Origin of the sequence: Aquidulcibacter sp. (genome assembly GCF_049239865.1) — a bacterium.
In the GTDB taxonomy this organism is placed as follows: Bacteria; Pseudomonadota; Alphaproteobacteria; order Caulobacterales; family Aquidulcibacteraceae; genus Aquidulcibacter.
This window is the reverse complement of sequence record NZ_JBMLTR010000030.1, coordinates 1-1,719: the sequence shown is the minus strand read 5'-3', so window position 1 is coordinate 1,719 and position 1,719 is coordinate 1. Positions and strand designations below refer to the sequence as shown.

The 1,719-nt window shown below is 61.1% G+C and carries 2 protein-coding genes; both read left to right on the top strand.

Features of this window, described 5'->3' with window-relative positions; genetic code table 11:
- Positions 1-270 (top strand): DUF2948 family protein (locus ACOVRA_RS02615; RefSeq protein WP_421718930.1); only part of this gene is annotated, 270 nt, incomplete at its 5' end.
- Between the two features lie 70 nt (positions 271-340).
- On the top strand, positions 341-1,645 hold the full coding sequence (hisD, locus tag ACOVRA_RS02610) for a histidinol dehydrogenase (RefSeq protein ID WP_421718929.1): 1,305 nt from the start codon (positions 341-343) through the stop codon (positions 1,643-1,645).
- Positions 1,646-1,719 lie beyond the last annotated feature (74 nt).

Here is a 1,719-nt window from a genome sequence, read left to right as displayed (position 1 = left end):
GAGAAGGGCGCGGGCCAACGGGTTTGGGCTGCAGTATCCTTTGATGGCGTCTTGAGCGTCCAGTCCAAAAAAGTTGCCCAATCGCGCCGCGATGCCTTTGCCAGCCTGTTGGCGATCACCTTTGAACCCGAAGAAGCCCCGGGCGGCAAATTGCGCTTGGGGCTGGCCGATGGCGGTGAAATCCTCCTGCAAGCTGAATGCATCGACGTGACCTTGGCCGATTTAAGCGAACCGCGCGAAGCGGTCGCCCGCCCCAAGCACGACGTCTGAACTGAGGCTTTTGGGCAGGGCCTGCACCCTTACCCTCCCCAAAGGGTCAAGGGCGCGCTAAATACAGACCATGACCCGTCTCCTTTCAGCCAGCGCACCTGATTTCCAAACCCACTACCAAGCCCTCCTGCAAACCCGTGGCGACGCGGTGGACGGGGTGGAAGCACGCGTGGCCGCCATTTTGGCTGACGTGAAAGCCCGTGGCTTTGCCGCCTTGGCAGAGCTCAGCCAAAAGTTTGACGCCTTTACGCTGTCGCCCGAAACCGTCCGCGTGACTGCCGCCCAAATTGATGCGGCGATCAAGGCCTGTGATCCAGCTGTGGTGAAAGCCTTAGAGCTCGCCGCAGGGCGTATCAGTGATTATCATGTCCGCTCTAAGCCTGAGGATGCGCGCTGGGTAGACGACCAAGGGGTCACGCTTGGTTGGCGCTGGACACCAGTGGATGCCGCAGGGCTCTATGCGCCAGGTGGTCTTGCTGCTTACCCCTCTTCGGTCTTGATGAATGCTTTGCCCGCCAAAGCCGCCGGTGTGCCCCGCCTTGTCATGATGACGCCGCCGACGCGCTTGGCCGAGAACCCCGCTATTCTAGCCGCAGCCAAGATCGCGGGGATAGATGAGATTTATGGCATCGGGGGTGCCCAAGCCGTTGCTGCCATGGCCTATGGCGCAGCCCCAATTGCCAAGGTCGATGTGATTGCGGGGCCGGGCAATGCCTGGGTCTCAACGGCGAAGAAATTGGTGTTCGGCACGGTCGGGATAGATTCTGTCGCTGGGCCTTCTGAAGTTTTCATCATTGCCGATGGGGCCAATGATCCCGCCATTATTGCCGCTGACCTTTTGGCGCAGGCAGAGCATGACGCCGTGGCCCAATCCATCCTGTTTACCGATGATGCGGCCTTTGGTCAGCGCGTCTTGGATGCGGTGGCGGGCATGATTGCGCGCGGGGAAGCAGGGCCAGAAGCGGCGGTGTCTTGGCCCGCCTATGGCGCGGTGATTGTCGTTGATCGGCTTGAAGATGCGGTGGCCTTGAGTGATCAGGGCGCGCCAGAGCATTTACAAATTGCCACCGAGGATCCCGATGCGTTGGCCGATCTCGTGCGTCATGCCGGGGCGATCTTTTTGGGCCGCCATGCCCCAGAAGCCTTGGGCGATTATTTGGCTGGGCCGAACCATGTGTTGCCAACCGGTGGCCGCGCCCGTTGGGCATCAGGGCTTTCCACCCACATGTTTATGAAGCGCACCACCTTGATGGGCACTGGCCTGGAAGGGCTTGCCGCTATTGGCCCGGCAGGGGTTAGGCTGGCAACGGCTGAGGGTCTGCCCGCCCATGCGGCCAGCATCGCCCTTCGACTTAAGGCAGCAAATCAGGCTTGAGGGCTTGAACCAAGGGGCCGCCTCTTGCAAGGATAGGCCATGTCCAACAACCGCCGTATCGCCGATGTCCGCCT

Coding starts and splice junctions, on each gene's coding strand:
- hisD (WP_421718929.1), top strand. CDS start 341: ATGACCCGTCTCCTTTCAGCCAGCGCACCTGATTTCCAAACCCACTAC.